20 protein-coding genes are annotated in these 18954 nt (G+C 72.7%); 12 read left to right on the top strand and 8 right to left on the bottom strand.

Annotated features, from left to right (window positions below; translation table 11 throughout):
• Nucleotides 1-52: 52 nt before the first annotated feature.
• On the top strand, nt 53-976 hold the full coding sequence (locus ACWEJ6_RS10980) for a LysR substrate-binding domain-containing protein (protein WP_358284944.1): 924 nt from the start codon (nt 53-55) through the stop codon (nt 974-976).
• A 6-nt stretch (nt 977-982) separates the two neighbouring features.
• Here ACWEJ6_RS10980 and ACWEJ6_RS10975 read toward each other — a convergent pair whose 3' ends face one another.
• Nucleotides 983-1999 carry an aldo/keto reductase gene (locus tag ACWEJ6_RS10975; RefSeq protein WP_452422998.1) on the bottom strand — a complete coding sequence of 339 codons (1017 nt, stop codon included), beginning with the start codon at nt 1997-1999 and terminating at the stop codon, nt 983-985.
• 105 nt (nt 2000-2104) lie between these two features.
• On the opposite strand from ACWEJ6_RS10975, the gene ACWEJ6_RS10970 reads away from it, so the two are divergent.
• The gene (locus tag ACWEJ6_RS10970) at nt 2105-2659 is read left to right on the top strand and encodes a helix-turn-helix domain-containing protein (protein WP_397163702.1); all 555 of its coding nucleotides are present in this window, start codon (nt 2105-2107) and stop codon (nt 2657-2659) included.
• On the opposite strand, the gene ACWEJ6_RS10965 is transcribed toward ACWEJ6_RS10970, so the two are convergent.
• On the bottom strand, nt 2637-3806 hold the full coding sequence (locus ACWEJ6_RS10965) for a pyridoxal phosphate-dependent aminotransferase (RefSeq protein ID WP_452422996.1): 1170 nt from the start codon (nt 3804-3806) through the stop codon (nt 2637-2639). The two genes, ACWEJ6_RS10970 and ACWEJ6_RS10965, sit on opposite strands and share 23 nt — an antisense overlap.
• A 25-nt stretch (nt 3807-3831) precedes the next feature.
• Between ACWEJ6_RS10965 and ACWEJ6_RS10960 the strand changes: the two genes are divergently transcribed.
• From ACWEJ6_RS10960 to ACWEJ6_RS10940, 5 genes are read left to right on the top strand one after another with little or no spacing between them, the layout of a single operon-like run.
• A complete protein-coding gene (locus ACWEJ6_RS10960; RefSeq protein ID WP_452422994.1) occupies nt 3832-5553 on the top strand; it encodes an alpha/beta hydrolase in 1722 nt (573 codons plus the stop codon).
• A complete protein-coding gene (locus tag ACWEJ6_RS10955) occupies nt 5550-6491 on the top strand; it encodes a DUF418 domain-containing protein (protein ID WP_452422992.1) in 942 nt (313 codons plus the stop codon). Before ACWEJ6_RS10960 ends, ACWEJ6_RS10955 begins: the two co-directional genes overlap by 4 nt.
• Nucleotides 6451-7260, top strand: coding sequence for a carbon-nitrogen hydrolase family protein (locus ACWEJ6_RS10950; protein WP_358284933.1), 810 nt, complete (start codon nt 6451-6453; stop codon nt 7258-7260). Before ACWEJ6_RS10955 ends, ACWEJ6_RS10950 begins: the two co-directional genes overlap by 41 nt.
• A gap of 4 nt (nt 7261-7264) precedes the next feature.
• Nucleotides 7265-7711 (top strand): hypothetical protein, encoded by a 447-nt coding sequence (locus tag ACWEJ6_RS10945; RefSeq protein WP_352322420.1) that lies wholly within the window; start codon nt 7265-7267, stop codon nt 7709-7711.
• On the top strand, nt 7708-8103 hold the full coding sequence (locus ACWEJ6_RS10940; RefSeq protein ID WP_352363918.1) for a hypothetical protein: 396 nt from the start codon (nt 7708-7710) through the stop codon (nt 8101-8103). The genes ACWEJ6_RS10945 and ACWEJ6_RS10940 overlap by 4 nt, the downstream gene beginning before the upstream one ends.
• 4 nt (nt 8104-8107) lie before the next feature.
• Here the strand turns inward: ACWEJ6_RS10940 and ACWEJ6_RS10935 are convergent, their stop codons facing one another.
• Both ACWEJ6_RS10935 and ACWEJ6_RS10930 read right to left on the bottom strand, forming a co-directional pair.
• On the bottom strand, nt 8108-9592 hold the full coding sequence (locus ACWEJ6_RS10935; RefSeq protein ID WP_364328282.1) for a carboxyl transferase domain-containing protein: 1485 nt from the start codon (nt 9590-9592) through the stop codon (nt 8108-8110).
• Between the two features lie 73 nt (nt 9593-9665).
• Complete coding sequence (locus ACWEJ6_RS10930) at nt 9666-10823, bottom strand: CaiB/BaiF CoA transferase family protein (protein WP_358284925.1); 1158 nt, start codon at nt 10821-10823, stop codon at nt 9666-9668.
• Nucleotides 10824-10898: 75 nt separating this feature from the next.
• Between ACWEJ6_RS10930 and ACWEJ6_RS10925 the strand changes: the two genes are divergently transcribed.
• From ACWEJ6_RS10925 to ACWEJ6_RS10915, 3 genes are read left to right on the top strand one after another with little or no spacing between them, the layout of a single operon-like run.
• Entirely contained in the window at nt 10899-11429 is a 531-nt protein-coding gene (locus ACWEJ6_RS10925) for a uridine kinase family protein (RefSeq protein ID WP_452422989.1), read from the top strand.
• A 47-nt stretch (nt 11430-11476) separates the two neighbouring features.
• Nucleotides 11477-11998, top strand: coding sequence for an RNA polymerase sigma factor (locus ACWEJ6_RS10920; protein ID WP_452422987.1), 522 nt, complete (start codon nt 11477-11479; stop codon nt 11996-11998).
• Nucleotides 11988-12437: a hypothetical protein gene (locus tag ACWEJ6_RS10915; protein WP_452422985.1), complete on the top strand. Its 450-nt coding sequence runs from the start codon at nt 11988-11990 to the stop codon at nt 12435-12437. The genes ACWEJ6_RS10920 and ACWEJ6_RS10915 overlap by 11 nt, the downstream gene beginning before the upstream one ends.
• On the opposite strand, the gene ACWEJ6_RS10910 is transcribed toward ACWEJ6_RS10915, so the two are convergent.
• Complete coding sequence (locus ACWEJ6_RS10910) at nt 12415-13095, bottom strand: histidine phosphatase family protein (protein ID WP_449922594.1); 681 nt, start codon at nt 13093-13095, stop codon at nt 12415-12417. The genes ACWEJ6_RS10915 and ACWEJ6_RS10910 overlap by 23 nt on opposite strands.
• Before the next feature lie 72 nt (nt 13096-13167).
• Here ACWEJ6_RS10910 and ACWEJ6_RS10905 point away from each other — a divergent pair, with 72 nt between their 5' ends.
• Nucleotides 13168-14037 (top strand): NAD(P)-dependent oxidoreductase, encoded by an 870-nt coding sequence (locus ACWEJ6_RS10905; protein ID WP_397163686.1) that lies wholly within the window; start codon nt 13168-13170, stop codon nt 14035-14037.
• A gap of 13 nt (nt 14038-14050) precedes the next feature.
• Here ACWEJ6_RS10905 and ACWEJ6_RS10900 read toward each other — a convergent pair whose 3' ends face one another.
• From ACWEJ6_RS10900 to ACWEJ6_RS10890, 3 genes are read right to left on the bottom strand one after another with little or no spacing between them, the layout of a single operon-like run.
• Nucleotides 14051-15859, bottom strand: coding sequence for a hydantoinase B/oxoprolinase family protein (locus ACWEJ6_RS10900; protein WP_452422982.1), 1809 nt, complete (start codon nt 15857-15859; stop codon nt 14051-14053).
• Nucleotides 15852-17852 (bottom strand): hydantoinase/oxoprolinase family protein, encoded by a 2001-nt coding sequence (locus tag ACWEJ6_RS10895; protein WP_452422980.1) that lies wholly within the window; start codon nt 17850-17852, stop codon nt 15852-15854. Before ACWEJ6_RS10895 ends, ACWEJ6_RS10900 begins: the two co-directional genes overlap by 8 nt.
• Before the next feature lie 6 nt (nt 17853-17858).
• Nucleotides 17859-18197: a hypothetical protein gene (locus tag ACWEJ6_RS10890; RefSeq protein WP_352363898.1), complete on the bottom strand. Its 339-nt coding sequence runs from the start codon at nt 18195-18197 to the stop codon at nt 17859-17861.
• Between the two features lie 135 nt (nt 18198-18332).
• Here ACWEJ6_RS10890 and ACWEJ6_RS10885 point away from each other — a divergent pair, with 135 nt between their 5' ends.
• Nucleotides 18333-18947, top strand: coding sequence for a thymidine kinase (locus ACWEJ6_RS10885; protein WP_352322400.1), 615 nt, complete (start codon nt 18333-18335; stop codon nt 18945-18947).
• Nucleotides 18948-18954: the final 7 nt, after the last annotated feature.

Here is an 18954-nt window from a genome sequence, read left to right as displayed (position 1 = left end):
GAGAAATCGAGTAGTTGGACCAATCTGAGAGGTGATTCCTATCAGTGAGCCCATGCCCACCCTCGCTCAGCTGCGTTCCTTCCTCGCCGTGGCCGAGCATCTCCACTTCAGGGAGGCGGCGACGGCACTGAAGATGAGCCAACCCACCCTGTCCGGAAATATCGCCTCATTGGAGGAGATATTGGACACACAGCTTCTGGAGCGGACCACCCGCAAGGTGCTGCTCACCTCCGCCGGCGAGCGCGTGGCCGAGCACGCCTGGCGGGTGCTGGCCGCCGTGGAGGACCTGATGGGCGAGGCCGCCCAGAACCGCGAGCCCTTCAGCGGCCCGGCCCACCTCGGCGTGATCCCCACCGTGGCGCCGTACGTGCTGCCCGCGCTGCTGCCCATGTTCGCCCAGCGCTTCCCGCAGCTCAAGCTGACCGTCCACGAGGCCAAGACGGACACGATCCTGGAGGAGGTCCGCGAGGGGCGGCTCGACCTGGTCCTGCTCGCCCTGCCGACGGACGTGGGCGGCCTGGTGGAGACGCCGCTCTACGACGAGGACTTCCTGCTGGCGCTCCCCCACGACCACCCCCTGGCCGCGGACCCCGCGCCGCTCGACCGCGACGCGCTCAAGGGCCTGGACATCGTGCTCCTCAACCAGGGTCACTGCCTGCGTGAACAGGCCATAGACGTGTGCCGCGAGGTGGGCGCGCGGGCCACCGCGACCACGTACGCGACCAGCCTGCCGACGTTGGTGCAGCTCGTGGCGGGCGGCCTCGGCGTGACGCTGCTGCCGGAATCGGCCGTGCCGGTGGAGACCGGCAAGCGGGTACGCCTGGCGCTGCGCCGCTTCGCCGCCCCCGCCCCCGGCCGCACGATCGGCCTGGCCTACCGCGCCTCCTCGGCCCGCGCGGCCGAGTACGACCAGCTCGCCAAGGCCGTCCGCACCGCCATCCGCCAACGCCGCCTCCCGGTCAAGCTCACCTCGTGAACGGGGTCAGCGGGGGACGAGGTGGAAGAAGGAGCCGTCGGCGGGGGTGTGGGCGGGGTCGGAGAGGTCGTCCAGGCGGGTGGCCGCCTCCGGCGGGAGGGTGAGGTCGAAGGCGGCCAGGTTCTCCCGCAGCTGCCGTACCGAGCGTGGCCCGAGCAGCACCGACGTGACGCCGGGACGTCCGGCGACCCAGGCCAGGGCGACCGCGGCCGGGTCGGCCCCCAGCTCGGCCGCGACCTCGGCCAGCCCCTCGGCGACGGCCAGGTTGCGGTCGTTGAGCAGCGACTGCGCCCAGCGGGCCGCGCCGGGCATCGCGGCGCCGAGCAGGCGGCCCATGCGGCTGTCCGGGTCGGGGATCTCGCCGCGCCGGTAGCGGCCGGTCAGGACGCCGCCGCCGAGCGCGCCGTACACCACCGTGCCGAGGCCGAACCGGGCACAGGCGGGCAGGATCTCGGCCTCGACGACCCGCTGGAGCAGCGAGTACTGCGGTTGCAGGCTCACGAACGGCGTGCCGCCCACCCGCTCGGCGGCCCACTGCGCCTCGACGATCTGCGCGGCGGTGAAGTTGGAGCAGCCGAGGTAGCGCACCTTGCCCGAACGGACGAAGCCGTCGAGGGTGGCCATCGTCTCCTCGATCGGCGTGCCCGGGTCCCACTGGTGGCACTGGTAGAGGTCGATGTAGTCGGTGCCGAGGCGGCGCAGGCTGGCCTCCAGGGCGCGGGTGAGGTGCCGTCTGGACAGGCCCCGCCCCTCCGGGCCGACCGGCATGGCGCCCTTGGTGGCCAGCACGACCCACTCGCGCCTGCCGCGCAGCGCCTGGCCGACGATCTCCTCGGTCTCGCCCCGGTGGTAGAGGTCGGCGGTGTCGATGAAGTTGCCGCCCGCGTCGAGGTAGGCGTCGATGACGCGGCCCGCCTCGGCGGCGTCGCCCGCGGCCAGCCCGTGCTCGGTGCCGAAGTTCATGGTGCCGAGGCAGGCGCGGGAGACGCGCAGCCCGGAACGTCCCATGGTCTGGAAGTGCACGAAGATACCCCTAGAATCGGAATGACTGTTCCGCTTGGATGCGGGGAACGATACGGAACAACGGTTCCGGATGTCAACGCGAGGATGTCAACGCGAGGAGGGCCCATGCGTGCCGACGCCCGGCGCAACCGCGCCCGTGTGCTGGAGGCGGCCGAGGTCGTGCTGGCCCGCGACGGGCTCGACGCCTCGATGCGCGAGATCGCCGCGCTGGCCGGCGTGGGCGTGGGGACGATCTACCGCCAGTTCCCCACCAAGGAGGCCCTGTACGCGGCGATCGTGGCCGACCGGCAGGAGCGGCTGGCCGAGATGGCCGAAGAGCTGGCCGGCGCCGCCGACGCAGGGGCGGCCTTCTTCGAGTTCTTCGACCGCATCGTGGCCTACTCGACGGTCAAGAAGATCCTGGTGGACGCGCTGGCCAGCGCCGGCATCGACGCCAAGGCGGGCGCGCCCGACATCAGGGGCGCGATCGGCGCGCTGCTGGAGCGGGCGCAGCGGGCGGGGGCGGTGCGCGAGGACGTGGGCATGACGGAGCTGCTCGCCCTGCTCAGCGCCGCCTGCCTGGCGGCGCAGCACCACAACTGGAGCGACGACCTGCGGGCCAGGGCCCTGGCCGTGCTGTTCGACGGCCTGCGCCGGGCTACCCCTGCGACAGGCGCTTGAGCCGGGTCACCGCCTCGTCGATGACCTCGTCCTTCTTGCAGAACGCGAAGCGGACGAAGTGCCGGCCGCGTTCGGGGTGCTCGTAGAAGACCTGCGTGGGGATGGCCACCACCCCGGCCAGCTCGGGCAGGCGGCGGGTGAGCTCCAGGCCGTCGGTGAAGCCCAGCGGCCGGATGTCGGTCTGCACGAAATACGTGCCCGCCGGCCCGAACACCTCGAAGCCCGCCGCCGCCAGCCCGTCCATCAGCCGGTCGCGCTTGTCCTGGAGCCCGGCGCGCAGCGCGGCCACCCACTCCAGCTCGGTGCGCAGCCCGTACGCCACCGCGAGCTGCCAGGGCGCGCTCGCGGTGAAGGTGAGGAACTGCTTGACCGTCGAGACCGCCCGCACCAGCTCGGGCGGCGCGCACACCCAGCCGGTCTTCCAGCCCGTGACCGAGAACGTCTTGCCCGCCGAGGAGATCATGACCGTGCGCTCGCGCATGCCGGGCAGCGTGGCCAGCGGGACGTGCTCGACGCCGTCGAAGGTGAGGTGCTCGTAGACCTCGTCGGTGATCGCGATCAGGCCGTGCTCCTGGCACAGCTCGGCGATGACCGTCAGCTCGTCCCTGGTGAAGACCGTCCCCGTGGGGTTGTGCGGTGAGTTGACCAGGATCGCCCGGGTACGCGGCGTGACGGCGGCGCGCAGCTCGTCGGGGTCGAAGGTGAAGCGGCCGTCCACCGGGCGCAGCGTCACCGCCGCGAGCCTGGCCTGGGCGAGCGCGATCGAGGCCGCGTAGGAGTCGTAGTACGGCTCGAACGCGATCACCTCGTCGCCCGGCTCGCACAGCGCCAGCACGCTCGCCGCGATGGCCTCGGTGGCGCCCACGGTGACCAGCACCTCGCCCGCCGGGTCGTAGTCGAGCCGGTAGTGGGCCATCCGGTGCTCCGAGACCGCCTGCCGGAGCTCCAGCACCCCAGGCCCCGGCGGGTACTGGTTGGCGCCCGAGGTGATCGCCTGCACGGCGCGGTCGAGCATGGCGGCCGGGCCGTCGGTGTCAGGGAAGCCCTGTCCGAGGTTGATGGCCCCGGTCTGCACGGCGAGCGCGCTCATCTCGGCGAAAATCGTCGTGCCGAAGGCGCGCATCCTGGAAACAAGTGGTTCGGTCACGCCCCCACACTATTAGTCTCGTCTCGTGATCATCCGGGTCGTGCTAGCCCTCGCCCTGAGCGTTCCCCTCGTCACGCCTGCCACGCCTCCTCCCGTGGAGTCCGCGCCCTGCCCGGTCGCCGTGCCTGAGCACACCGTCTGCGGGTTCCTGCTGGTCCCCGAGCGCCGCGACACGCCGGACCGGACCATCAAGGTCGGGTACGCCGTGCACACCTCGACGGCCGCCGGCCGCAAACCTGACCCGATCGTCTACATGGGCGGCGGGCCGGCGTCGTCGTCGCTGCAGCTCACCGGGTTCCTGAGCCAGATGTTCCCCTACCGCGACGTGGTGACGATCGAGCAGCGCGGCGGGAAGTACTCCCGTCCGGTGCTGGGCTGCCCCGAGACGGCCGAGGCGCTGCTCGGACGGCTGCGCAGGCCGCCCGCCGACGTGGGCGCGGCGGCCCGGCGCTGCCGCGCCCGCCTCCAGGAGCAGGGCGTCGACCTGCGCGGCTACAACACCAAGGAGATCGCCGCCGACGTGGTCGCCCTGCGCCAGGCGCTCGGTTTCCCCTCCTGGAACCTGTTCGGCGTCAGCTACTCCACCCGGGTCATGACCGACGTCGCCGCGGCCGATCCGCAGGGCGTGCGGTCGGTCGTGCTGGACTCGTTCCTGCCCGAGTCCGTGGCCTGGTACGACGACGCCGACCGCAACCTGCGCGACACCGTGGCCGCGCTCGGCGTGGGCGACGCCTTCGACCGGGTGGTGGCCGGGCTCAACCGCTCCCCCGCCCGGGTGCCGACCACCGATCCGCTGCTCGGCCGGCCGTTCACGGCGACGATGTCCGGCGACGACGTGGCCACCGTCCTGGCCGAGGCGCTGCACGAGGCGGACGTGTCGGCCGTGGCGCCCGCGCTGGTCGGCGGCCTGGCCGAGGGGCACGACGAGCTGCTGCGGCCGCTGGCCGACGCGGTGGGCGAGGGGCTGGTGTCGCACGAGTTCGGGCTGTACCACGCGGTGCAGTGCCAGGACGAGGTGCCGTTCAACACCTTCACCACCAAATCCCGACTTTTCACGGTAAACGCGGACAAAGCGGTTTGTGATGCGTGGCAACTTCCCAAATCCGCCCCCGTGAACGCCGTCCCCAAGGCCCCCGTCTACGTCGTCGGCGGCGACCGGGACCCCACCACCCCCGCCAGGACGGCCGGGCCCGCCGCCAGGGCCATCCCCGGCGCCCGGTTCGAGACGTTCCGCGGCAGCCACGCCGTCTTCCTCACCAGCGCGTGCGCCAGGAGGCACATCGCCGAGTTCGTCGAGTCCCCCGGCGGCGTGTCGCCGAAGCCGTGCGAGCCCGACCCGGGCCGGCCGCCCACGCTCCGGCTCGCCGACACGCACGTCACCGGCGCGCCGTACCGGATCTCGCAGGTTCCCTGGCTGGCCGCGCCCTTCGCGCTGTTCGCGCTCGTCTCACTCGTCCAGCTCGCCGCGGGAGCGCTGCGCGGCAGGTCGGTGACCGCCTTCGCGGGGCTGGCCGGCGTGGCGTTCGCCGGGCTGACCGGCCAGGCCGTCTACGGCATGGCGAGCAGGAACGAGACGGCCCTGGCCGTCGGCGTCCCCGCCCCGGTCGGCGGCCTGTACACGTGGATCGCGGTGGCCTCGGCCGTGCTGAGCGTCTCGGCCCTGTTCCACGATCGGCGGTGGCCGCACATCGTGGCGGCGGTCGCCGGCGCCGGATTCCTCGTATGGTGGTTCACCTGGTTCCTGTGACGCGCATCCGTGAGCTGGACGCCCTCCGCGGCTTCGCGGTGGGCGGCATCATGCTGGTCAACACCTGGCAGCACGCCAGCCACGAGCCCTACACCGGCATCGACCGCACGATCGAGGCGCTGTTCCAGAGCCGCTTCTACCCGATCTTCTCGCTGCTGTTCGGCATCAGCTTCGTGCTGTTCCTCGACCGTTCGGGAAGCCGCTGGGCGCTGGCCCGCCGGCTGGCCTGGCTGGCCTGCTTCGGCCTGCTCCAGCACACCTTCTACGAGGGCGAGGTGCTGACCGACTACGCCCTCTACGGCCTGGTGGTGCTGCTGCCCGCCTCGTTCCTGCCGGGCGGCCTGCCGGTGCTGGCGCTCGGCGTCGTGGCGACCGTCTGGGCCACCTGGCACGGCGCGGGCCCGTCGCTCATCCCCGGGCTGTTCCTGGTCGGCATGGGGCTGATGCGGCTGCGCCCGCCGCGGAGCCTGCTGGCCCCCGTGTTCGCGGCCTCGGCGCTGACCTCCCTGGTGCTGACGGTCAGCTGGGCGGGCGTCGCGGAGGGGCCGGGGGCGGGCGACTGGACCGTCTACAGCGTGGCCGCGCTGTCGGGGGCGGCGGCGTACGCCAGCGGGCTGCTGCTGGCGCTGCGGCCGTGGTCGTCGGCCCTGCTGGAGCCGCTGGGCCGGATGGCGCTGACGAACTACGTCACCGGCACGGCGGTGATCGCGCTGTGCACGGTCCCGCTGAAGACCGGCGACGCCCGCTGGCCGGTGCTCGCGGTGGCGCTGACCACCGTGGTGGCGCAGACGTTGTTCAGCGGCTGGTGGCTCACCAGATTTCGGTACGGCCCACTTGAGTGGATCTGGCGGTGCCTGACCTGGTTTCGACTGGTGCCCAACCGGTTAGAGTCGGGCCGTGACCACAATCGCCCTCTGCCAGATTCCGGTCTCTCCTGACCCGGCCACCAACCTCAAGAGGGCCAGGGAGGCGCTCGCCCGCGCCGAGGGGGCCGACCTGGCGATCTTCCCCGAGGCCACGCTCACCCGTTACGGCAGGCGCGTCACCGAGCTGGCCGAGCCGCTCGACGGGCCGTTCGTGTCGGGACTGGCGGAGGCGGCCCGCACCCACGGCCTGGCGGTGATCGCCGGCGTGTTCGAGCCGGGCGAGGGCCCGGCCGGCGCCAAGGTGCACAACACGGCCGTGGCGATCGGCCCCGACGGCGGGATCAAGGCCGCCTACCGGAAGATCCACCTGTTCGACTCCTTCGGCTCCAAGGAGTCCGACCTGGTGGCGCCGGGCGCCGAGCCGGCCGTGGTCGAGCTGGCCGGGCTGCGCGTCGGGCTGGTCACCTGCTACGACATCCGCTTCCCCGAGCTGACCAGGGCGCTGGTCGACAAGGGCGCCGACCTGTTCGCGGTGATCGCCGCCTGGGGGTCGGGCCCGCTGAAGGAGGACCATTGGGTCACGCTGGTCCGCGCACGGGCCCTGGAGAACACGATGTGGACGGCCGCCGTCGGCCAGGCGCCCAACCCGGAGGAGTCGAAGGACGGGTTCGGCGTGGGCCGCAGCATGCTGGTCGACCCGCTCGGAGTGGTCCGGGCCGACCTCGGCACCGGTCCGGGGGTCCAGCTCGTCCGCCTCGACACCGAATGGACGGCCACCGCCAGGGCCATGCTCCCGTGTCTGGATCACCGGGTGCTCAAGGGTCAACCGACCGTAAAGTAGAGCCATGAGCGGAACGCAGATGCAGAAGGTCGTGCCGCCGCGTCTGCTCGTGCCGTACCTGTCGGGCAAGCGCACGGTGATCTCCGGCTACGTCTACCGGGTCCAGGACTGCGTCAGGCTGACCACGCCGGCGGCCCTCTACTACGGCCTCGACCTGTCCTTCGACGGCTCGGAGCTGTTCCCCGAGGTGCCCGAGCTCTACCTGATGCGCTGGCACGCCCGCGACGTCGACACCTACGCGGTGCCCTACGGCCCGCACATGGGAGGCGACTGGAGCGACGTGCCGCCGTTCGCCGGCAACGGGTTCACCACCTCGCCCGACCACGTGGTGCCGCAGTTCCACACCGTCCCGATGCCGATCCCGGCGGGGGCGGAGATCGTCCACGTCACCGGCGAGGGCGAGCGACCCTTCGCCGGCTACGACGGCCTGACCTGGCGGCCCGCCGCATGAGCGAGGAGATCACGCCGGTCGCCTCCGGCTTCGTGGCCCGGTTCGGCGAGCGTACGCTGCCGGCCGCGCTCGGCCCCGACAACGACCAGGTGGTGCTGTTCAGCGAGGTGGAGCTCGACGGCTTCGAGCCCGCCTCGGGCTACTGGCGGCGGGTGGTGGCCAGGTCGCGGCTGGAGTGGCTGGTGCTCGTCCGCACCGTCGGCGCCTTCGGCGGCGAGCCGTGCATCGTCCTCGACGAGGACGACGACGGCCTGCACATCGCCTACACCGGCCACAGCGGCATGAAGGCCGAGGCGCTCGGCTACTGGATGGTCGACCACGGCGCGTACGAGGTGGTCGTGCCGCGCGAGGAGGTCTTCTCCATCCGCGTCGAACGCATCCCCGTGCCGTAGGCGGTCAGCCCAGGGCGCGATAGCGGGCCAGGCGGGCCGCCAGGCGGTCGGCCGGGGGCACCTCCAGCAGCTTGGCGATCTCGTGCTCCAGCGCCCGCCCCACGCGCTCACAGAACTGCCTGGGCTCGTAGGCGGCGTCCGGCAGCTCGGGGATCACCCGGTCGACGATGCCGTCGCGCCGCAGGTCGGTGGCCCGGATGTGCTGGGCCTGGGCGATCTCGGGGGCGAAGTCGACCGACCGGTAGAGGATGGCCGAGGCGCCCTCCGGCGGCAGCGGCGACAACCAGGCGTGCTGCGCGCACAACACCCGGTCGGCCGGCAGCAGCGCCAGCGCCGCCCCGCCCGCGCCCTCGCCGAGCAGCAGGCACACGGTCGGCGCGTCGAGGGTGACCAGCTCGGCCAGGCAGCGGGCGATCTCGGCGGCCAGCCCGCCCTCCTCGGCCGACTTCGACAGGTCGGCCCCCGCGGTGTCGACCACGGTGACCAGCGGCAGCCCCAGCTCGGCCGCCAGGCGCATGCCGCGCCTGGCCACCCTGAGCCCGGCCGGGCCGAGCGGCGAGCGCCGGCGCTGTCTTCGCCGGTCCTGGCCGAGCACCACGGCGGGCGCCGACCCGAACCTGGCCAGCGCCAGCACGAGCCCCGGCTCGTTCTCGCCGGCGCCGCTGCCGCTGAGCGGCGTCACGTCGGTGGCGGCGAGCTTGAGCAGCGTGCGCACGCCCGGACGGTCGTCGCGGCGCGAGCGGGTGATCGCCTCCCACGCCTCCACCGGCCGCAGGTCCTCCGCGGGCGGCTCGCCCGCCTCGACGCCGGTACGCGCGGCGCACAGCACGGAAAGGGCCCGGATCGCGACCCTGCGGGCGTCGTCGGCCGACACGACGGCGTCGACCAGGCCGTGCTCGTAGAAGTTCTCGGCCACCTGGACGCCCTCGGGAAAGGGGTAGCCGTGCAGCGCCTCGAACACCCGCGGCCCGAGGAACCCGATCAGCGCCCCCGGCTCGGCCGCCGTGACATGCCCGAGCGAGCCCCAGGAGGCCAGCACGCCGCCCGTCGTCGGGTGGCGCAGGTAGACGACGTACGGCAGCCCGGCCGCGCGGTGCTCCTGCACCGCGACGGTGATCCGGACCATCTGGACGAAAGCCAGCGCCCCCTCCTGCATCCGGGTGCCGCCCGAGGCCGGGGCGGCCAGCAACGGCAGCCGCTCACGCGTGGCGCGCTCGACCGCGGCCGCGATGCGGGTGGCCGCGGCGACCCCGACCGACCCCGCCATGAAGGAGAACTCGCAGACCACGACGGCGACCCTGCGGCCGTCGAGCAGCCCCTCGCCGGTGATCACCGACTCGTCGTAGCCGGACTTCACGCGGGCCGCGGCCAGCTCCTCGGCATAGGAGGAGCCGGGCTCCGCCGGATCGGCGGGCGGCGCGTCCCACGACTTCCACGACCCCCTGTCGAGGACCGCTTCGATCAGTGTGCGCGCGTCCGGACGGCTCACTATCGCTCCTAACGATCAACCGATGATGCCATGGTGACGCACGAGGGTACATGCCGGAGCCGGGAATTGCCGATCATCCCTCCCGCTCTTCGAGCCAGGCGAGCACGGCCTCGCCGTCCTGGCCGAGCGCGGGGGGCGCGGTGTGCTCGGCCGCGGGCAGGCCGTCGAAGCGCAGCGGCGGCCCGGGAAGCTCGATCGGGCCCAGCACGGGGTGGTCCACCTGGACCAGGAGCCCCTGGGAGCGGGTCTGCTCCCAGGCGTAGACCTCGTCGATCGACCTGATCGCGCCCGCGGGCACGCCGGCCTCGCCCAGCCTGGCCAGCCAGTGGGCGCGGTCGTGGTCGGCCAGGGCCTTCTCCATGTCGGCGATCAGCTCGTCCCGGTGTGCGAATCTCTGCCTGTTGGTCGCATATTTCGCCACATCAGGGTCGATGTCGAGTAGCTTGGCGACCTTCTTCCACTGGCCGTCGTTCGCCACGGCGATCTGCAGCATGCCGTCGGCGCAGCGGAAGGCGCCGTAGGGGGCGATGGAGGCGTGGTGGTTGCCGTTGGCGCCGGGGACCTGGCCGCCGACCGTCCAGGCCGTGCCGTGGTAGGAGTGGACGCCGGTGACCGCGGCCAGCAGGGACGTGCGCACCACCCGGCCCCGGCCGGTGCGCTCGCGCTCGTACAGGGCCGCCGCCACGCCGTAGGCGCCGTGGATGCCGGCCAGCAGGTCGGCGATCGAGGCGCCCACCCGGTACGGCTCCTCGCGCGAGGGCCCGGTCAGCGACATCAGCCCCGCCTCGCCCTGGGCGATCACGTCGTAGCCCGGCCGGCCGCCCTCGGGCCCGTCGTGGCCGAACCCGGTGATCGACAGGACGACCAGGCGCGGGTTGAGCTCGTGCAGGCGCTCGACGGGGAAGCCGAGCCGGTCGAGCACGCCGGTGCGGAAGTTCTCGATCAGCACGTCGCTCTGCCGGACGAGCCGCTCGATGAGCTGCCTGCCCTCGGCGGACTTGAGATCGACCGCGATGGACTGCTTGTTGCGGTTGGCCGCCAGGAAGTAGGTCGAGATGTCGTGGTCGGGCCCGACGAAGGGCGGCCCCCATCCGCGCGAGTCGTCACCTCCGTCCGGGTGCTCCACCTTGATCACCCGGGCGCCCAGGTCGCCGAGCATCTGCGCGGCGTGCGGCCCCGCCAGGGCCCTGGACAGATCGAGGACGACGACGTCGCCGAGGGGTCCGAGCAAGGTCAACCTCCAGCTTGCGTTGGGCCGGAAGAATATTCTCTCAGGCGGCCGTCCACCATCGCCTACCCTGGTCCGGTGAAGTCCCTGGCCCGCCGCATCCAGGCCCTGCCGCCCTCCTGCGGGCCCGTCCGCCTGGTGGCCGTCGACGGCCCGGCGGGCTCGGGCAAGACCACGTTCGCCGGCCGGCTCGGCGCGGCGCTCGGCTGCCAGGTGATCCACAGCGACGACTTCCCCGTCCACTGGGACGACGGCCCCGGCGCCTGGTTCCGGCTGCTGGACGAGCAGGTCCTGCAACCGCTGCGGCACGGCCGCCCGGCCGGTTTCCGCCGGTACGACTGGGTGCGCGAACGCTACGCCGACCAGGTCTCCGTGCCGGCCGCGCCCGTGCTGGTCGTCGAGGGCGTCGGCACCGCCCGCCGGTCGGCCGCCCGCCTGCTGGCCTTCACCGTCTGGGTGGAGGCCCCCGAGTCCGTGCGGCTGCGGCGCGTCCTCGACCGCGACGGCCCCGAGCTCGAACCCCGGTGGCGGCAGTGGTTCGCCGCCGAACGGGCCTGGTTCGCCGCCGACCGCACCCGCGAGCGCGCCGATCTCGTCGTCGAGACGTGAACCGGGTCGCCCTCCCGCCCGACTGAGCAGGGTGACGGAAGGACGACATGACAGATGAGCTGCTCGTCGTACGCGCCCAGCTGGGCGAGCGCGCGGCGATCGCCGAACTCGTACGCCGCTGGCACACCCCGGTCTGGACCTACGTCCGGCGCATGCTGGACGCCGAGCGGGCCGACGACGTCGCCCAGGAGATCTGGGCGGCCGTCGTGCGCGGCCTGCCCCGGCTGCGCGCGCCCGGACGGTTCGCGCCCTGGCTGTTCACCATCGCCCGCCGGGCGGTCACCGATCGCCTGCGCGAGGAGTACGCCAGGGCGGAGGGCGCGGCCGAGCCGGAACCGGTGACCGAGGACCCCGCCGAGGCCGTCGTCGACCGCGCCGGCCTGCTCGCCGCCCTGTCCGCCCTGCCGCCTCCCGAGCGGGAGATCCTCGTCCTGCACTACCTGGAGGACCTGCCGGTCGAGGAGTGCGCCCAGATCTGCGGCATCCCCGCCGGAACCGTCAAGTCCAGACTCAGCCGCGCCCGCCGCCTCCTGCGCGACCACCTGAAGGAGATCGACCATGACCGATGAGCCGCGCCTGACCGCCGACCAGATCATCGAGCGCCTCGAACCGTCGCTGTCGCCGTGGCGGCGCGTGCGCGCGCTGACCGCCCTGCTCGCCGGGGCCGCCGGGACGGTCTTCGTCTGCGCCCTGTGGTGGACCGAGCCCGGCCCGCTGCCCGGCCGCACCCACCTGGCCTTCGCCCCCCTCACCGCGTTCTGCCTGGCCTGGGCCTGCTACGGCGGCTGGCTGAGCACGCGCAGGACGCCGCTGTTCGCCCGCGACCGGGTGATCGCCGGCTGGATCGCCCTGGCGGCGGCCCTGCTCACCACCGCGCTCGTCGCCGCCGTGGCCACCGGCGCGCTGGCGCTCGGGCTGGCGTTCGTGGCGGTGAGCGCCGTGCTGACCGGGCAGGCCCACGCGCGGCGGGCGCGGCTGCTGCGGCTCAAGCGGGATCTAGGTGGGTGACGTCGTTGAACGCCACCACCTCGAACCCTCCGCCCGCGGCCCGCCAGACCGACACCGACGCGTTCAGCACCGGCGCGAAGCGCAGGACGTCGGCCAGATCGGCGTCGTCCCGCCCGGCCATGACGTGCCGCAGGCCCAGCACCACCGAGTCGTGGGCGACGATCAGCACCCGCCGCCCGTCCGCCGCCGCGCGCAGCCCGTGCAGGAAGTCCTTCAGCCGGGCCACCACGTCGGCCAGCGACTCGCCGCCGGGCGGGCGGTAGGCGTAGGGGCCCTCGGCCCGCATCCGCCGCACCTCGCCGGGGAACCGCTCGCCGATGGCGGCCAGGTTGAACCGGGCGAAATCGCCCGACTCCTGGTCTCTGAGCCGCTCATCCACGGTCACCGGCAGCGCGCCGGCGCCCCAGGTCTCCTGGGCGGCCTTCCAGGTGTCGAGGGCCCGCAGGTAGGGGGAGCACCACACCTCCTCGGGCGCCTCGCCGGCGGGCAGCCCGGCCAGCATCCGGCCGAGCGCCCGCGCCTGGAGCAGGCCGAGGTCGGTCAGCGTCACCTCGTGGTCGCCCCGCTCGTAGACCAGTGGCCGGTCGCCGGCCTGCGCGTGCGCCAGGTTCGCCTGGCTCTCCCCGTGGCGTACGGCGACGATCCGCGAAGGTCCCATGGCCGCCATCCTCGCATCCGGACGCCGTACCTCGCCGAAGCCGCCGGAGCGGGCCGTCGTAGGGTGATCCTCATGACTGAAGTCGCATTGCTCGGGACCGGGCTCATGGGCGCTCCCATGGCCCGCAACCTGCTCAAGGCCGGCCTGCCGGTCAGGGTGTGGAACCGCACGCGGGACAAGGCCGAGCCGCTGGCGGCCGACGGCGCCGTCGTGGCCGGCTCCCCCGCCGAGGCGGTCGAGGGCGCCGACGTGATCGTCACGATGCTCAGCGACGGCGACGCCGTGCACGACGCGATGACCGCCGCCGCGCCCGCGCTGCGCCCCGGCCAGGTGTGGGCGCAGATGAGCACGGTCGGCGTGGCGGCGGTCGGCCGCCTGGCCGCCCTGGCCGCCGAGCACGGGCTGACCTTCGCCGACGCGCCCGTCCAGGGCACCAGGCAGCCGGCCGAACAGGGCACGCTGCTCATCCTGGCGGCCGCCCCCGAGCCGGCCAGGCAGGCGCTCGCCCCGGTGTTCGACGCCGTCGGCGCGCGCACCCTGTGGCTCGGCGAGGACGGCGCCCAGGGCACCGGCACCAGGCTCAAGATGGCCGCCGTCAGCTACGCCATCTCGATGACCGGCATCGTGGCCGAGGCCCTGGCCCTGGCCAAGGGGCTCGGCGTCGACCCCGGCCTGGTCCGCGAGGTGATCACCGGCGGCCCGCTGGACAACGTCTACTTCCAGGCCAAGTCGAAGGCCATCCTGGAGGGCGACCTGGAGCCGTCCTTCACCGTGCACAACGCCGAGAAGGACACCCGGCTGATCACCCAGGCGGGCGAGTCGGCCGGGGTGCGGCTGGACATGGTGGCGGCGGCCGGCGAGCGGCTGCGCCGCGCCGAGGCGCAGGGGCATGGCGACCAGGACATGGTGGCCACCTACTTCGCCAGCTTCGACGAGGAGTAGCCCCGCCGGTTCCCTACAGTTCGTCCACCTCCGCGAACGTCCTGCCGCCGGACAGCCTCGGATAGCCGGGGCCGCGGTCGAAGAAGCGGTCCGCGGGCGGGCGGAGGCGGGCGCGGAGCTCGGCGGTGCCGCGTTCGTCGATGCGGTCGCCGTCCAGGACCACGCCGTAGTCGCCCAGGGCGCCGGCGATCGAGACCTTGCCGTCGCGAACGTCGGCCGCCACCGCCCGCGGGTCGCGGTCGTAGGGGGAGCCCCAGCCGCCGCCGCCCGTGGTGCGGATGCGGATCAGGTCGCCGGCCTGGACGGGGTGGTCGTCCACCAGGCCGTCCATCTCCTTGCCGGCGATCTCCACCCGGAACGGACGCCCGGCCAGGCCGCCGTTGACGCCCCAGCACGACAGGATCGACCGGTCGGCGATCGACATGTACGACGCGTCCCTGAGCATCCTGATGTGCTTGTCGTAGCCCAGGCCGCCGCGGAACATGCCGGGGCCGCCCGAGTCGCAGGCCAGCCCCAGCCGCTCCACCCGGAACGGCCAGCGCGCCTCGGCGAACTCGACCGGGATGTTGCGCGAGTCGGGGACGATGTGGATGGTGTCCTCGCCGTCGGCGTACCAGCGGCCGCCCGAGCCGCCGCCCAGGACCTCGCGCATCAGGTACGGCGTGCCGTCGGCGTCGCTGCCGTAGACGCCGGTGTAGCGGATGGTCTCCTGGTCGGCGGGCATGCGTCCGCCGGTGGCCTTGGCCAGCACCCCGGCCAGCACGCCGAGCAGGCGCAGGATGACGAACGTGCGGGCGTTGGTGGGGGCCGGGAAGACCGGGGTGAGCAGCGTGCCCTTCTCCGGGAAGACCATCCTGATCAGCGGCACGACGCCCTCGTTGACGTCGAGCTCGGCCATGCGCTCTGGCGTGTCGGCGAGGTTGCGCAGCACCGGCGCCAGCCACTTCTTCAGGAAGACGCCGTCGGCGTAGTCGCCCGCGTGGTTGATCGGGCCCTTGGCCTGGGGCGAGGTGCCGGTGAAGTCGATGGTGAGCGGCGCGTCGGCGGCGTGGTCGACGGTGAGCGTGATGCGCTGGGCGTGCAGGCGGGGCTCGTCGACGCCGTCGTGCTCGGCGTAGTCCTCCCAGACGTACGTGCCTTCGGGGATCTTGGCGAGCAGCTCCCTGCGGAAGGTCTCGGTGGTCTTGGAGACGATCGCGTCGAAGCAGTCCTCGACGGCCTGCCTGCCGTACCGGTCGAACAGCTCGCCGAGGCGGCGGGCGCCCATGAGGCAGGCCGAGCACTCGGCGTCGAGGTCGCCGGCCAGGGAGTCGGGCATGCGGGAGTTGCGGGTCATGATGCGCAGCGCGGTCTCGTTCGGCACGCCCTGGTCCCACAGCTTGATCGGCGGGATCATCAGGCCCTCCTCGTACACCGAGCGGGCGTGCGAGGGCATCGAGCCGGGCACCGCGCCGCCGATGTCGTCGTGGTGGCCGAACGCCTGCACGAACGCCACCACGGCCCCGTCGTGGAAGACCGGCACGGTGACGCACAGGTCGGGCAGGTGGCCGATGCCGCCCTCGGACAGGTAGACGTCGTTGTGGAAGTAGACGTCGCCGGGCTTCATCGTCTCGATCGGGAAGTCGCGCACGATCGGCTGGACGAGCGCGCTGTAGGAGCGGCCGGTGAGCTTGCGCAGCCGGGCGTCGTGGATGCCGGCGCGGAAGTCGTGCGCGTCGCGGATCATCGGGGAGCGGGCCGTGCGGGCGATGGCCGTCTCGACCTCCCGCTCGACGGAGGCCAGCGTGCCCTCGACGATCTCCACCAGGATCGGATCAATCACGTCGGATCTCCACATTTCCGTATTCGTCCACCTTCGCGGTGAAGCCCGGGTGCACGGGGATCGTCGATCCGTACTCCTCGATGACCGCCGGGCCCTGGACGGTGGCGCCCGGCCCGAGCGCGGCCCGCTGGTGGATCGGCGTGTCGCGGGTCTCATCGAAGTGCACGGGACGGACGGAGGTGGCCCCCTCCCCCGGCTTGCCGAGCCGCCGGATCGCCGGACGGGTGATGGGACCGATGCCCGAGACGCGCAGGTTGACCCATTCGACGCCGTGGCGCGGGTCGTCGCGGTAGGCGTACCCGTACAGCTTCTCGTGGGCGTCGTGGAAGGCGTCGATCACCGTGCGCTTCCAGTCGTCGTCGAGCGGGCCCGCCGGAGCCGCGACGCGCACCTCGAACGCCTGCCCGTAGTAGCGCAGGTCGGCGCTGCGCACGTGGACCGGGTCGTCGAAGCCCTCGCGGTCGAGCGCCTGGGCGGCCTGGCCCTCCAGCTCCTGGAAGATCTGCGCGGCGGTCTTGAGCGCGAGGTCGCGGGTGACGTACGTGCGCACGTAGTCGTTCTTGACGTCGACGGTGAGCAGGCCGAACGCCGAGACGTTGCCCGGGTCGCGCGGCACGACGACGGCGGGCAGGCCCAGGATGTCGATCAGGCGGCAGGCCAGCAGCGGCCCCGACCCGCCGAACGTCACCAGCGGGAAGTCCCGTACGTCGAGGCCGCGCTTGACGGTGAGCTGCCGGATCGCGTTGCTCTGGTTGAACGCGCTGATCTCCAGGATGCCGGTCGCGGTGCGCTCGGGGCTGAGCCCGAGCTTGTCGGCCAGCGCCTCGACGCCCTGGCGGGCGGCGTCGGCGTCGAGCGGGATCTCGCCGCCCAGCAGGTGGGGCGGGATGCGGCCGAGGAACACGTGCGCGTCGGTGACCGTGACCTCCGAGCCGCCCTTGCCGTAGCACAGGGGCCCCGGATCGGCGCCGGCCGAGCGGGGGCCGACCTTCAGCGTGCCCTCGGGCGAGATCCAGGCCACCGAGCCGCCGCCCGCGCCGACCGTGACGATGTCGATCATCGGGATCTTGCACGGGTACCGGCCGACCGTGCCCTCTGTGGTCAGGGACGGCTCGCCGTCGATCACCACGGCCACGTCGGTCGAGGTGCCGCCGCCGTCGAGGGTGATCACCGACGGGTGCCCGGCCGTGGAGGCGATCAGCGCCGCGCCGAGCGCGCCCGCCGCCGGGCCCGACAGCACGGTGGTGATCGGCTGGTTGACGACCTCGCGCGCCGACAGCACGCCGCCGTTGGACTTCATCACCGAGAACGGCATGCCGAGCCGGTTGGACAGTCCGGCGATGTAGCCGCGCACGGCGGGCTTGACCGCGGCGTCCACCAGGGTGGTGATCGAGCGCTCGTACTCGCGGTACTCGCGCAGCACGTCGCTGGAGAGCGAGATCACCGCCTCCGGGTGCTCGCGCCAGAGGATCTCGCGCATGCGGCGCTCGTGCTCGGGGTTGGCGTAGGAGTGCAGGAAGCACACGCCGACCGCGGTGATCCCCTTCGACCTGAGCCAGCGCGCCGCCTCGACGGCCTGCTCCTCGGAGAACGGCCGCACCTCGTTGCCGAGGTGGTCGAGCCGGCCGCCGACCGTCCTGACGAGGTGCACGGGGACGATCCGCGGCGGCTTGACCCAGAAGTAGGAGTTGCCGTAGCCGTCCGGCACACTCTGCCTGGCGATCTCCAGGATGAACTCGAAGCCTTCGGTGGTGATGAACCCGAGGTTGCCGATGCGGTCTTCGAGCAGCTGGTTCGTCGCGACGGTGGTGCCGTGGACGATGGAGGCGACGTCGAGCTCGCCCAGCTTCCCGATGCCCGCGACGAACCCGTCGGCCGGGTTCGCGGGCGTCGAGGGGGTCTTGGTGGTGACGATCTCACCGGTCTGCTCGTCCACCGCCACGACGTCGGTGAACGTGCCCCCGGTGTCCACTCCGATTCGGACGCTACGCATGGCTCCTCAGCTTCGGCGACGGCCGAGAACTTCGTCGATGACCCGGGGCGCGTTCTGGGTGCCGACGTAGGCCGCCAGGCGCACCACCAGCTCTTGGGATTTTGCCAGTTCGGCCTCGACTCTGGCCTTCCCCGACTGGCCGGCCTGCACGCCGAAATAGGCGCCCATGATCGTGCCCACCACCCCGGCCACGCCCGCGAACAACGCGGCGAACTCCTTGGTGGCGAACACCGCGGCGCCGAAGGCGATCAGGATCGCGACGATGCCCGCCACGACGACCAGGAAACCGTACCGCCATCGGGTGGCGTCGGCCTGGGCGGCCGTCACGTCGTCCTGTGTCAGCATCGCGTCGAGCGTCGGTGGATTGTCGGTGACCACAGTTCCTCCTGATAGTCCAGGGGAGAAATGTCCCACGAGGTCATGGAACAAGCCAAGCCGCTAAGCTGGCCTCCTGTGACCGAACTGTCTGCCTTGTCAGCCGTGCCATCCGGAGCCCGGGACGCCGTGCTGAAGTTCTACTTCGGCCCCATGGACTGCGGGAAGTCCACTCTGGCGCTCCAGATGAACTACAACCACGGCCGCCAGGGGCGGCGCGGACTGGTCCTGACCAAGCACGACCGCTCCGGCGGCCCGAAGGTCACCAGCCGGATCGGGCTGGGCCTTGAGGCGATCGAGGTGGAGGACTCCCTCGACCTCGTCGGCCTGGTCACCTCGCACGAGCGCATCGACTACCTGATCTGCGACGAGGCCTGCTTCTACACGGTCGAGCAGATCGAGCAGCTCGCCGACCTGGTGGACGAGCACGGCATCGACGTCTACGCCTTCGGGCTGGCCTCCGACTTCAGATCGGTCATGTTCCCCGGCGCGCAGCGGCTGTTCGAGCTGGCCGACGAGGTGTGCCGGCTGCAGGTCGAGGTGTTGTGCTGGTGCGGACGCCCCGGGCAGCTCAACGCGCGCGTGGTGGGCGGGGTGCTGGCGCGGACGGGCGAGCAGGTCGTGATCGGCGACACCGACGCCTCGCCGGTGCGCTACCAGGTGCTCTGCCGCCGCCACCACCGCTCCGGCCAGCTCGGCGAGGGCGGCGCCCCGGCCTGACCCGCGT

The organism is Nonomuraea sp. NPDC004702, assembly GCF_053601695.1.
This window is presented reverse-complemented; position numbering and strand designations above follow the sequence as displayed.